Raw genomic sequence first — 12,712 nt, forward strand, 5'->3', positions numbered from 1 at the left:
AACAATCCAACTTCCGGAGGGGGTCTGCATAACCGGAACCGGCATTTTGCCGTCCTTTGCCCACTGCCAGGCTGTCTGGTAGTGGACTCCCGCCTGCTTCGCCCACTCCGACAGTTTCATACTTCTAATATATTCACAGATAAACGCTGATGTCTACCTATGCCTTGAGGAACAGTTAAGACCCCTTCCTCTTGAACTTCGGGTAGCCGCCCTGTTTACGCCAGAACCTGTCGAACGCGCCCTGCAACTGGCCGCAACGCTTCCTGCGGTGGCCCCTTGGACGGCTCGGCGAGCCACACGGTGTCGGGATCGCGCTTCCAGCCGGTGAGCATCTTCGAGGTCTGCGCGTAGTTGACCCGGCGCTGTTCCTGCGACCAGGCGCGGGAACGTTCGTCCAGTGCCCGGTTGTAGACGTACCGCACACAGCCGAAGGTGCGGGCGAGCTGTTCGCGCTGCTCACCGGTCGGATAGAAGCGGTACTTGTATGCCCGCTTCACCACCTTCGACGCCATACGTGACACGATACACAGCTAATCTCTCACCCCAATGGATCGGCTATCCCGGCCGTGAACGACCGGGTTTGCGCCGAAAAGTCGCCGATCAGTTCAGACCGGCGTACGAGTGCAGGCCGGACACCACCATATTGATAATGAACAGGTTGAAGAGCATCGCCACGAACCCTGCGACGTTGATCCATGCGGCACGCGTGTTGCGCCAGCCCGACGTCGCGCGGGCGTGGAGGTAGGCGGCGTAGATCACCCAGGTGATGAACGAGACGGTTTCCTTGGGATCCCATCCCCAGAACCGGCCCCAGGCGGCCTCTGCCCAGATGGCGCCGAGAATGATTCCGATGCCGAACAGTGGAAAGCCGACGATCGTGGACCGATACGCGAGGCGGTCGAGCACCTGGGCGTCGGGCAGCCGCTCGGCGATGGCACCGAACACGCCTTTCTCCGAGCCCCTGGGATGACGAATCCGCAGCAGGAACAATACGCTGGCCGCGCCGGCCAGCAGGAAGATGCCGCTGCCCACGCTGATGATCGTCACGTGGATCGGCAGCCAGAACGATCGTAGGGCCGGTACCACGGGTGCGGCGTCGGCGTAGAGCACGGTCGCGGCCACGAACATCAGCACGGCCACCGGGGCCAGCACATATACCCACAGAATGCGGTACGCGGGTTTACGCAGCATCACCAGACCGAAGATGATCGCGGCTGCACAGGCCATCGCCACGAACTCGTACATGTTCCCGAGTGGGAATCGTTCGGTGGCCAGACCCCGCAGCACGATCGAGGCGATCATCAACGCCGCGGCGACCACCACGAGGGCGCGTCCCATGTTGCCGAACCGCTCCGAAAGGGTCCGTCTTGTGGTGTTCTCCACGCGCCCGGGGACAGTGTCTGCAGACGATTCGCCGGCGGACGGTGCTCCGGCGCCACCGACGGCGGCGAGTTCACGCTCGGCGACCACCCTCGAGCGGTAGGTCGCGTATTCGATGACGAGCAGGAGCATGGCCAGCACCACCACAGCGAATGCCGCTTCGAAGCTCCAGTCGCTGTACTTCCCGAGGGTGTCGTTCAACGTCATGCCTTCTCCTCCGGTGCCTCGTTGCCGGGCACGCGATCGCCTGCTGTAGTCCCACTGAGAAGCGTCGGATTCTCCCCGAGAAGCCGCGTGACCAACCGATCGAATTCGTCGCCCCACCCGGCCTGATCGGTGCGGGCAAGCCCACCGAGTTCTACTACAGTTCGTCGTTCACCGTCCGATACTGTACCCGCCCGATAGGCACGTACCCATACCCTCCGACGTTTGACCAGGAGGGACAGCAGCAGACCGGCCATCATCGCGACTGCAGACACCAGCACCCACGACTGGAACGGGTCGTGCGAGACCTGCAGGTTGACGAAGTCCACGGCACCGTCGAACCGCACCTCGGCGCCGTCGGCCAGCGTGACACTCTCCCCCGGCCTCAGATTGACGCGTTCCTGCTTGACCAGTCGCCCCTGGTTGATCAGTTCGGTATTGAGCGAGAACAGCGACTGCGGACTCCCCGTATCGAGGCCGGAGTCGCCCTTGTAGATATCGATGGCGACAGCGGGATCCAGCATCGCCGGGAACGCCGACGACAGCAACGTGCCGTGGAATGCCGCGGTCGGCGCGAAGAGCCCTTCGAGCGCGATCTGGTTCTGTCGTCGTTCGTCGGCGTCGGGGAACATCCCTCCGGGCGGATCGAACCGCATCGCGCCGCTGCTCAGGAACGAGGTGGCGTCCTCGGGCGCCCACTGCATCGTCTCGGTGCGTGTCTCGCCGTTCGGCCAGGTGACGGTGAAGGTCGGAGCGTATCCGTGGCCTTGCAGGTAGACGCGGTCGCCACCCACCCGGAGCGGGTGGTTGACCTTCAGCTGCGCATCGCTCCAGATGTTCGCCGCAACGTCGTCCCCATACTGGTATTCGATGTTGGAGGTGAACATCTCGGCCTGACCGTTGTCGAGATAGTCGGCCGTGAAGTCGTTCACCCGCACGCAGATCGGGGTCAGTCCCGTGCCGTCGAGTTCGATACCCGCAATGAACGAGTCGAACGAGGCGGGCGACGTGGTACAGAATTCTTCACCGTTCGCGACGAGGATGCGCTGCCCCTCGTAGCCGAAGAGCTTGCCCAGGGCAACGGTGGCCAGCAACGCGACCAGCGAGATGTGGAAGACGAGGTTTCCCGCCTCACGCAGGTACCCCTTCTCCGCTGAGAGCGTCAGCTCGCCGTCCCGGCCCTTCGTGGTTCCCTCGCGACGCTCGACGCGCCATCCGCGCAGTTCGCTGCTGACCCGGTCGATGATCGCGTCGGGTGCGTCGTCGAAGGTGGTCTCGACATGGTGCGGCAATCGGGAGAGGTTGCGCGGTGCCGCGACCGGTCGGGCGCGCAGCGCGCGATAGTACTCGCCGCAGCGCGGCAGGATGCAACCGATGAGCGAAATGAACAGCAGGGCGTAGATCGCAGTGAACCAGAAGCTACCGAACACGTCGAACAGTTCGAGCCGGTCCATGAACGGCCCGAGTGTCGGGCGGGCGGCAATGTACTCGTCGACCTTTCCGACGTTGAGGTTGCGCTGCGGCAGCAGGGCGCCGGGTATCGCCGCGAGAGCCAGGAGGAACAACAGCACCAACGCTGTACGCATCGAGGTCAGCCCGCGCCAGGTGTTACGTACGAACGCCGCGGCGCGTCCGGCCGGGCTCTGCTTCGGGGCGCCCGGCCGAGGTGCGGAGGTCTGCGTGTCGGTGGCCGTCATATTGGCAAAGTCACTTCCGAGATGAATGAGTCACGCACCCAGGACACGAACAGGTCCCATGCGCCGGTGACGAGGGCGATACCGACGGCGATCAGCATGAAGCCGCCGAACAACTGGATGGTCCGGGCATGGGTCCGCAACCATCCGACACCTCGCAACGCCCGGGTCGAGCCGAACGCGAGGACGACGAACGGCAGTCCGAGTCCGATGCAGTAGGCCACGATGAGCGTTACACCGCGGGCAGCGGTGGCCCCTTCGGTGCCGGCGGCGAGTGAGATCACTCCGGCGAGAGTCGGTCCGAGACACGGAGTCCATCCGAGCGCGAAGACCGCACCGAGCAGCGGGGCTCCGGCCAGACTCGAGATCTGCTTCGGTGCGGTGCGGGTGTCGCGCTGTAGTGCAGGAATCAGGCCGATGAACACCATACCCATGACGATGGTGACGACACCGCCGATCCGCATCAGCAGTTCACGGTTGACCGCCAGCAGGGAAATCGCGCCGAACACCGACGCCGTGGCCAGCACGAACACGACGGTGAAGCCTGCGACGAACAGACCCGCCGCTCCCGCGACGCGCAGCCGGCCGTCGTCGCGCACCTTTGTGGTGCGCGTACCGGCTTGTGCTGCGGTGACCGCGGGAGCTTCGGCACCGACCACACCCGCGAGGTACGACAGGTAGCCGGGCACGAGCGGTACGACACACGGCGAGGCGAACGACACCAATCCCGCGAGCACACACACGCCCATTGCCAGAATGAGCGGCCCGGAGGCCGCGACGCTTTGGAAGGTCTCACCGATTCCGGATGCGAGCACGGTCATTTCGACTGGTCCTGCCCCGGCTCGGCCGCGATACGCTCGACCACCGGTTGCAGGTCACTCGCGAGGAGTTCGGTCAGGTAGACCGCCGCGACCCGATGCTCACGATCGAGGACGATGGTGGTCGGCACCACGGAGGTCGGGTAGTTGCGCCCCAGAGCGAGCAGCGATCGCATCGCCGGATCGTAGATCGACGGGAAGCCGATCTGCTGGTCGGTCACGAAATCCTGTGCCTTGTCGCGCTGGTTGTCGCGTACGTTGATGCCGAGGAACTCGACCCCGAGGTCCTTGGTCTCCTGGTAGACCTGTTCGAGATCGTCCGCTTCGCTCCGACACGGTGCACACCACTGGCCCCACACGTTGAGAACCACGACCTGCCCAGCGAAGTCGTCGAGGGAGATCGTCTCGCCCTCGTTCATGAGGTCTTCACCCGTCAGCGTGCCGAGGGTGCCGCGGTCCGCCGGCGGATCGTAGAAGATGCGGGTCTGGCCGCCGGGCGAGACGAAGTCGAAGGTGCCACCGGTCGCGACAGCGTCGGTGCCCGTCGCGCAGGAGGACAGGAGCACGACTCCGCACAGCAACCCTGCGATCGCGTGAAGTGTCCTTCTCATGCGCCGTGGACGTTCGGGTCGGATGCGCCCGCCGGCTCGGAGTAGACCACGTCCACGAGCGTGTCGCCCTCGTAGACGAGAGAAGTGAGGGAAGCGAGGCTGCACTGCCGGTGACGCGGGTCGTGCCACAGGCGTTCGCCTTCGAGGAATCGGCGCAGCGTCCACACCGGCAGCTGGTGGCTCACGCACACGGCCTCGCGACCAGCCGCCGCGACACGCGCAGAATTGACCGCGGCCAGCATACGATGCGCAATCTGCAGGTACGGCTCGCCCCAGGACGGAGTGAACGGGTCGCGCAGCTTCCACCAGTGACGAGGACGGCTGAGTGCACCGTCTCCGACAGCAACCTTGAGCCCCTCGAAATCATTGCCCGCCTCGATGAGGTTCTCGTCGGTGCGGATCTCGAGACCGTGCTTCTGCGCGAGTGGCGACGCGGTCTGCTGGGCACGTTCGAGAGGTGAGGCGACGACGTGCGCGATGTCGTGGTCGGCGAGGGACGCTGCAACGGCCCGCGCCTGTGCTTCACCGGTAACTGACAGCCGGAAGCCGGGCAGGCGACCGTAGAGGATGCCGGACGGGTTGTGCACCTCGCCGTGCCTCAGCACGTGCACGATGGTGCGAGTCTCGGACGGAGCGGCTTCGGTCACGTTCGTGTTCCTCAGGTCGATGAAGCGGATGGGTGTCGGGGCTCTCGGAGGTCGGGGCGCAGTACTCCTGCACGTCAGGGCGCGGATGCGGCCGCGGCCGCCTTCGCCGCATGCGGGAGTGCGTCGGCGATCCGGGAGAACGCGGTGTCATCCAGAACCGACGAGACGAACCATGTCTCGAATGCACTCGGGGGTGCGTAGACGCCGTGCTCGAGCAGGGCGTGGAAGAACGCGGGGAATCGCCAGGTCTGGGCGGCCTTCGCCTCGTCATAGTTGGTGACGGGGTCTTCGGTGAAGAACACACTGAGCATCGTCCCGGCATTCTGAATCCTGTTCGGAACGCTCTCGGCGGTCAGCGCGTCGCCGAGCAGGCGGCCGAGTGTTGCAGCGTTGCGCTCGAGCGCGGCGTACGCGTCGGCATCGGCTGCCCGCAGGCTTGCGAGACCGGCCGCGACGGCGACGGGATTCCCGGACAATGTCCCTGCCTGGTAGACCGCACCGGACGGAGCGAGATGCGCCATGACGTCGGCGCGACCACCGAACGCGGCGGCGGGCAGACCACCGCTCATGACCTTCCCGAAGGTCATGAGGTCGCCCGCGACACCGTCGATGCCGTACCAGCCGGTAGCGCTCGCGCGGAACCCGGTCATGACCTCGTCCATGATCAGCAGAGCACCGTGGTCACGGGTCAACGCGCGCAGGCCTTCGTTGAATCCGGGTGCCGGCGGGACGGTGCCCATGTTTCCGGCGGCGGCTTCGGTGATCACCGCGGCAATCGCCCCGGGGTGCGCGTCGAACGCAGCGCGCACGGCGTCGAGATCGTTGTACGGCACGACGAGGGTGTCCTCGGCCTGCGCCCCGGTCACGCCGGGCGAGGTGGGCAGCCCGAATGTCGCGAGACCGGAACCGGCGTCGGCGAGCAAGGCGTCGACGTGACCGTGATAACACCCGGCGAACTTGATGATCTTCGTGCGCCCGGTGAATCCGCGTGCGAGGCGCACTGCGCTCATGGTGGCCTCGGTACCGGAATTGACCAAGCGGACCTGCTCGACCGGAGCGATCCGGGCGACGATCTCCTCGGCCAGTCCGACTTCTCCGGCGGTCGGGGCGCCGAAGGACAGCCCCGACGATGCCGTGGCGCGCACGGCCTCGACGACCGCGGGATGCGCATGCCCGAGGATCAACGGACCCCACGAACACACCAGGTCAACGTAGGAATTGCCGTCGACGTCCGTAAGCGTGTATCCGGATCCCGACTCGATGAACCGTGGCGTCCCGCCGACCGATCCGAATGCGCGGACCGGCGAATTGACCCCGCCGGGGGTCACCTTCGACGCCCGGGTGAACAGTGCCGCCGAATCGGCGTCGTGGACAGGAGAAGCAGCGGGTGTCGCAGTCACGACGTCCAGTGTCCCAGTTTCCCCGGATTTGCCAAAAGCCGATCGGTGTGCGATACGCGCTGTGAGGCGGATCTCACAGCGAGATCCGGATGTGCCGAGCGGTCGTGAAGTCCCCACGGGACGGCGCCGCGGTCATAGGGTCGCAGGCATGGCAACTACAGGTGAACATCTGAGCAAGGCCCTCGACGGTGCATGGCACAGCGCACGCGACCGCGCTCGGACGAACATGGCCGATCCGATTTTCGCACCGCACTACACCCCCGGACTCGAACAGGCCCGCGAGATCGCCCTCGGACAGATGCGGTTGCTCGCCGAGCACGGATACGCGGAGACGGGTTTCTCGGTCGACTCCGGCGGCACCGGCGATGCCGGTGGCGCCGTGGCGTCGATCGAGATGCTGGCGATGTCCGACCTGTCCTTGATGGTCAAAGCCGGTGTGCAGTGGGGATTGTTCGGCGGGGCGATCGAGAATCTCGGCACGAAGCGTCACCACGACAAGTACATCTCCCCCCTGATCAACCTGGATCTGCTCGGCTGTTTCGCCATGACCGAGACCGGTCACGGCAGCGATGTGCAGGCCCTCGAGACCACCGCGACGTTCGACCCCACCGCGGACGAGTTCGTCATCCACTCCCCCACGGCATCGGCACGCAAGGACTACATCGGCGGCGCCGCGCAGCACGCGACGGTCGCCGCGGTGTTCGCTCAGCTCGTGACGGGGGGTGAGTCGTACGGCGTGCACTGTTTCGTCGTTCCCCTCCGTGATGACGACGGCAACGACCTTCCCGGTGTCACCACTTCCGATTGCGGCCACAAAGGCGGGCTGCCGGGCGTCGACAACGGCCGGATCGTCTTCGACCATGTTCGGATCCCGCGCGAGAACCTGCTCAACCGGTACGCGGACGTCGAGGCGGACGGCACCTACGTCTCCGAGATCGAGAGCTCGAGCCGCCGATTCTTCACCATGGTCGGCACTCTCGTCCGCGGACGAGTCACCGTCGGTGGATCCGCAGGCGCCGCGGCCCGCGTCGCGCTGTCGATCGCGACGCGGTACGCGCTGCTACGTCGCCAATTCGATGCCCCTGGCCGCGACGACGAGGTACTCCTGATGGACTACCTCGTGCACCAGCGGCGACTACTGCCGAACATCGCGAAGTCGTACGCGCTGGGCTTCGCGCAGAACGAGCTGATCTCGACGATGCACCGCATCCAGTCGGCACCGGTGAGCGAAGTGGACCCGCAAGAACAGCGCGAGCTCGAAGGCCGCGCAGCCGGCCTCAAGGTGGCCAACACCTGGCACGCGGCCCGCGCCATCCAGGAATCGCGGGAGGCGTGCGGCGGCGCCGGCTACATGGCCGAGAACCGGTTGACCGCACTACGCGCCGACGTCGACGTGTTCACCACGTTCGAGGGCGACAACCATGTGCTCACGCAGCTCGTCGCGAAAGAACTGCTCACGGCGTATGCCGACGAGGTCCGGGGGATGAGCCCGGTGGAGTGGATGAGGTTCGCCGCAGACACGATCTCCGACGTCGTGAAGAAGCGCACCGCGGCGCAGCAGATCATCCAGACCATCCTGGACACGCGTCAGGACAACGAGGAGGACGGCAGTCTTTTCAACCGGGGCACGCAGCTGACCATGTTCGAAGACCGAGAGCAGTACTTGCTCTCGACCGCGGCGCGGCGTCTGCAGGCAGCCACCAAGCGCGAGGACAATCCATTCGACGCGTTCAACTTCGTGCAGGACCACGTGCTTCACGCCGCGCGGGCACACATCGACCGCGTCGTCCTGGAGGCATTCGTCGCGGCCATCGACGACTGCAAGGACGGGGCCGCGTGCGATCTGCTCTCGGACCTGTGCGATCTGTTCGCGCTGACGATCATCGACGAGGACAAGGCGTGGTTCATGGAGCACCGGCACCTGTCGGTCGAGCGCTCCAAGGCGGTGCTGCGCGGGATCAACGAGCGTTGCCGCACGTTGCGGCCGCACGTGATGACTCTCGTCGAGGGTCTCGGTGTGCCCGACCAGCTGCTCGGATCGGCGATGCTCGACCGCGAGGGAGCCGCTGATTCCTGAACGCGCTCAGGGCTTTCAGGTGCCGACCAGCTCGCCGAGACTCCCACGGAGCCGGTCGGCATCCTTGGCCCACGCGCGGACGAACGTCCCTCCCCGCAGTCTCAGCCCGATGGCAGTACGCCCACGAGGAGTGTTGGCGAGTTCTCCGAGTACGCGAGCGGTCTCCCACCGCTGTGGTTCGTCCCACGAATCCGTCGCGGGCGGAAGCACTGCCTCGATGTCGCTGACGTCGAGCTCCTCCGTACCCTGACGCAGCACCGTGCGGGTGAGTTCGACACTGACGTGGCGGCGCGCCGCGACCACCATGAGATAGGCGAAACCCGCGAGGAGGATCGCGAGCACCGGCAGCGCAACCCAGTGCACGACGGGTCCTGTCGCGAGTTCGACGATCAGAGCCACCGTGCAGAACACCGGCCCGAACCCGACCGTGCGCCACCTCGCGCCCGGCTCGTGGAACAGCAGCTCGGACACGCCCCCCGGTTCGGTCCGGCCGGTCAAGCGCTGAGCACTCCAGGTATCACGACCAGCAGTGTCGTCACGACACCGAGCACGGCAATCAGCCCGATCAGCACAAGTTCGCGACGACGACCATAGGGCCGGGGTTCCACCTGCATGACGTCCTAACGCTCGACGGGGCCGGCCCTCGGACCGATGATCGTGAGCTCACGGTACTCCGTGGGGCGCGGCGCGCAAACCCGGGCCGCAGTAGTCAGTTCTCGGGCAGCCGTAGAAAATACGCGTTGGAATCGCGCCGGTGCATGAGCACGATCGCACCCACTGTCAGCACAGCCTGAACGATGGAGATCACGCCGAGGGCGAGTCCGGAGCCACCGGTGCCGACACCGATGCCGAACACGGTCGGCAGGGTCGAGAGGGTCATGAACACACCGATCATGGTCAAGACCATGCGCGCCCAGTTCTTCCCCTTGCACATCTGCCGGACTGCGAGATAGAGCAACCCCACGATGACCAGGCCGAAGACCACGGTGAGGATCACGACCAGCGGGATCGCGGCGTCGAGGTCGGAACGGGAGAACTCTTGCGCCCCCGTGTCGGCCATCATCTCGGACATCGTGTCGACGAGGTCGGACCGGCCGCTCCAGAGGTCGAAGGCTCCGAACAGGAGGGTGACCACGGTGAGAACCAGAACTCCACACCACAATTGGTAGGCGGTAGTGATGTCGGGCGGAGCAGACCTGCCGGTAGGGGTGGATCGGTCGGGGGGCGGGGGCAGCGGGAAACTCACGACAGCTTCTCCGCCGCTTCCGCAGCCCAGTAGGTCAGCACGATGTCGGCACCCGCGCGCCTGATTCCGAGCAACGATTCGGCGATCGCCGCGTCGCGATCGATCCAGCCGTTCGCCGCCGCAGCCGAGATCATCGAGTATTCACCCGAAATCTGGTATGCAGCAACGGGAACCGGCGACCGATCCGCAACCTCCCGCAGGACGTCCAGATACGACATGGCCGGTTTGACCATCACCATGTCGGCGCCCTCGGCGAGATCGAGATCGAGTTCGTACAGCGCTTCACGCCGATTCGCCGGATCCTGCTGATAGGTACGCCGATCGCCCTCGAGGGACGAACCGACCGCTTCCCGGAACGGCCCGTAGAACGCCGACGAGTACTTCGCGGTGTACGCGAGCTGCGAGACGTCGACATGACCGGCTGCGTCGAGCGCCGCCCGGATCGAGGCCACCTGCCCGTCCATCATGCCGCTGGGCCCGAGCACATGCGCGCCCGATTCTGCCTGCGCCACAGCCATTTCCGCATACCGCTCGAGGGTCGCGTCGTTGTCGACCGCACCCGACGCCGTGAGTACCCCGCAGTGCCCGTGGTCGGTGAACTCGTCGAGACACGTATCGGCCATGATCACCGTCGAGTCACCGAGCTCGCTACGCAGGGCAGCGAGCGAACGGTTGAGCACCCCGTCCGGGTCCGTTGCACCTGAACCACGCGCGTCCTTGTCTTCGGGTCGCGGCACACCGAACAGCATGAGACCCCCGACACCCACCTCGACAGCAGCTGCAGCTGCAGCGAGCAACGAGTTGTCGGTGTGCTGGTACACGCCGGGCATCGACGGGATCTCCCACGGCTCGGTGCGGCCGTCGGCGACGAACATCGGAAGCACCAGATGCCGGGGCTCGAGCGAGGTCTCCCCGACTAGTCGACGCATCGCCGCGGTCGTACGCAATCGGCGGGGACGGATACCAGGGAACATGTCGTCAGGACCCTCATCAGTTCGGGGAGCCGTGCGCGGTTCTGGTAGCGGTTACTACCGGAACCGCGCACGAGTGGGTCAGCGGCGAGCGCGGGACTTCTTCCGCGGCGGGGGCAGAGCACCCTCCGCGCGCAGTCGCGCGGCGTGCTCGGCAAGGGCCTCGACCAGCGGACCGACCTGGGCGGTCTCGGGTCGTACGTCCACCCGCAGTCCGAATTCGATCGCGGTCTCCGCGGTCTTCGGACCGATGCACGCGACGATGGTGCGCGCGTGCGGCTTTCCGGCGATACCGACGAGATTGCGGACCGTGGACGACGAAGTGAAGCACACCGCGTCGAAACCGCCGGTCTTGATCATCTCGCGGGTCTCCGCCGCCGGCGGCGCGGCCCGGACGGTGCGGTAGGCAGTGACATCGTCGATCTCCCAGCCACGCTCACGCAAGCCTTCGGCGAGCGTCTCGGTCGCGATGTCCGCGCGGGGCAACAACACCCGGTTGACCGGGTCGAACACGTCGTCGTACGGCGCGAACTCGGCGAGCAGGCCTTCGGACGACTGTTCGCCGGTCGGGACGAGTTCGGGCGTGATTCCGAAGGAGCGCACCTTCTCGGCGGTCGCCTGGCCTACGCATGCGATCTTCACGCCGGAGAATGCTCGGGCGTCGAGTCCGAACTCCTCGAACTTCTCCCACACGGCGCGCACCGCGTTGGTCGAGGTGAACACGACCCACTGGTACCGACCGTCGACGAGGCCCTTGACCGCCCTCTCCATCTGAGCGGGACTGCGCGGAGGCTCCACCGAGATCGTCGGCACCTCCATCGGGATCGCACCGTGCGAGACGAGCCGATCGCTCATCTCACCGGCCTGTTCCTTCGTTCGCGGAACCAGCACCGTCCAGCCGTACAAGGCACGCGATTCCCACCACGACATCTTGTTGCGCTGCGACACGACCTTGCCGACCGTCACGACGAGCGGTCCGACGAACTCGGAACCGGCGTCGTTGAGGGTCGCCAGGGTGGCCTCGACGGTGCGCTGCTGACGCGTCGTGCCTCGCACCGTGATGGCGGCGGGGGTCTGTGGAGCGACACCGTGCTCGACGAGCGCACTCGCGGTCTCAGCGAGATGCCCGGATGTCGCGTGCAGTACCAGCGGGCCCGGAGCGGCGGCAAGCGCCGCCCAGTCGACCTCGCCGCGGACGTCGGCCTCGGTGTGGGACGAACCGAGAGCCATGCCGGCGTAGCTGGGGACTGCGGAACCCGCGGGCAGGCCGGGCAGCACCTCGAACACCACCTGAGTGCGCGCCACAGCGTTCACCTCGGCGATCACGGAATCGGTGGTCAGCGGGTCGCCTGCGACGAGGCGCACCACGTCGTGGCCGTTCTTCGCTTCTGCCACCAAGGTCTTGGCGACCTCGGCGGGCTCGCCCAGCGCCGGCCGTACATCGGCGATCGGCTCGCCGGTCGCCGGGTCGATGCCGGCGTCGGCACCTACCAAAGCGACGACATCGCGGTCGACGTCAGGGTCGGTGAAGGTGATCGTGGCACCCGTCAGGACGTCGCGTGCTCGGACGGTGAGCAACGCCGGGTCGCCTGGACCCGACCCCACGAACAGGATCCGTCCGGGAGTGTTCTTACGGACTCGGCTCATCGGTTGTTCTCCAGTGC

11 protein-coding genes and 1 pseudogene are annotated in these 12,712 nt (G+C 66.2%); 1 reads left to right on the plus strand and 11 read right to left on the minus strand.

From position 1 onward, the window contains the following. Positions 1-181 precede the first annotated feature (181 nt). From ACZI8W_RS16485 to hemL, 7 genes and pseudogenes are all read right to left on the minus strand, one after another. Positions 182-512: pseudogene (locus ACZI8W_RS16485) on the minus strand (helix-turn-helix domain-containing protein); the annotation flags it as partial. An 88-nt stretch (positions 513-600) separates the two neighbouring features. After that, the gene (ccsB, locus tag ACZI8W_RS16490) at positions 601-1,587 is read right to left on the minus strand and encodes a c-type cytochrome biogenesis protein CcsB (RefSeq protein WP_463369584.1); all 987 of its coding nucleotides are present in this window, start codon (positions 1,585-1,587) and stop codon (positions 601-603) included. After that, positions 1,584-3,281: a cytochrome c biogenesis protein ResB gene (resB, locus tag ACZI8W_RS16495; RefSeq protein ID WP_463369585.1), complete on the minus strand. Its 1,698-nt coding sequence runs from the start codon at positions 3,279-3,281 to the stop codon at positions 1,584-1,586. The genes ccsB and resB overlap by 4 nt, the downstream gene beginning before the upstream one ends. Further along, positions 3,278-4,099 carry a cytochrome c biogenesis CcdA family protein gene (locus tag ACZI8W_RS16500; RefSeq protein WP_463369586.1) on the minus strand — a complete coding sequence of 274 codons (822 nt, stop codon included), beginning with the start codon at positions 4,097-4,099 and terminating at the stop codon, positions 3,278-3,280. Before ACZI8W_RS16500 ends, resB begins: the two co-directional genes overlap by 4 nt. Beyond that, positions 4,096-4,707, minus strand: coding sequence for a TlpA disulfide reductase family protein (locus ACZI8W_RS16505; RefSeq protein WP_463369587.1), 612 nt, complete (start codon positions 4,705-4,707; stop codon positions 4,096-4,098). The genes ACZI8W_RS16500 and ACZI8W_RS16505 overlap by 4 nt, the downstream gene beginning before the upstream one ends. After that, entirely contained in the window at positions 4,704-5,354 is a 651-nt protein-coding gene (locus tag ACZI8W_RS16510) for a histidine phosphatase family protein (RefSeq protein ID WP_463369588.1), read from the minus strand. The genes ACZI8W_RS16505 and ACZI8W_RS16510 overlap by 4 nt, the downstream gene beginning before the upstream one ends. A gap of 74 nt (positions 5,355-5,428) precedes the next feature. Further along, positions 5,429-6,754 carry a glutamate-1-semialdehyde 2,1-aminomutase gene (gene hemL / locus ACZI8W_RS16515; protein WP_463369589.1) on the minus strand — a complete coding sequence of 442 codons (1,326 nt, stop codon included), beginning with the start codon at positions 6,752-6,754 and terminating at the stop codon, positions 5,429-5,431. Positions 6,755-6,902: 148 nt separating this feature from the next. Here hemL and ACZI8W_RS16520 point away from each other — a divergent pair, with 148 nt between their 5' ends. Further along, complete coding sequence (locus tag ACZI8W_RS16520; RefSeq protein WP_463369590.1) at positions 6,903-8,831, plus strand: acyl-CoA dehydrogenase family protein; 1,929 nt, start codon at positions 6,903-6,905, stop codon at positions 8,829-8,831. Positions 8,832-8,846: 15 nt separating this feature from the next. On the opposite strand, the gene ACZI8W_RS16525 is transcribed toward ACZI8W_RS16520, so the two are convergent. From ACZI8W_RS16525 to ACZI8W_RS16540, 4 genes are all read right to left on the minus strand, one after another. Beyond that, complete coding sequence (locus ACZI8W_RS16525; protein WP_463369768.1) at positions 8,847-9,302, minus strand: hypothetical protein; 456 nt, start codon at positions 9,300-9,302, stop codon at positions 8,847-8,849. 238 nt (positions 9,303-9,540) lie between these two features. Continuing rightward, positions 9,541-10,077 carry a hypothetical protein gene (locus tag ACZI8W_RS16530; RefSeq protein WP_463369591.1) on the minus strand — a complete coding sequence of 179 codons (537 nt, stop codon included), beginning with the start codon at positions 10,075-10,077 and terminating at the stop codon, positions 9,541-9,543. After that, a complete protein-coding gene (gene hemB / locus ACZI8W_RS16535) occupies positions 10,074-11,051 on the minus strand; it encodes a porphobilinogen synthase (RefSeq protein WP_463369592.1) in 978 nt (325 codons plus the stop codon). The genes ACZI8W_RS16530 and hemB overlap by 4 nt, the downstream gene beginning before the upstream one ends. A 78-nt stretch (positions 11,052-11,129) precedes the next feature. Continuing rightward, positions 11,130-12,695, minus strand: coding sequence for a bifunctional uroporphyrinogen-III C-methyltransferase/uroporphyrinogen-III synthase (locus ACZI8W_RS16540; RefSeq protein WP_463369593.1), 1,566 nt, complete (start codon positions 12,693-12,695; stop codon positions 11,130-11,132). Positions 12,696-12,712 lie beyond the last annotated feature (17 nt).

This window comes from Rhodococcus ruitaii, from assembly GCF_055230935.1.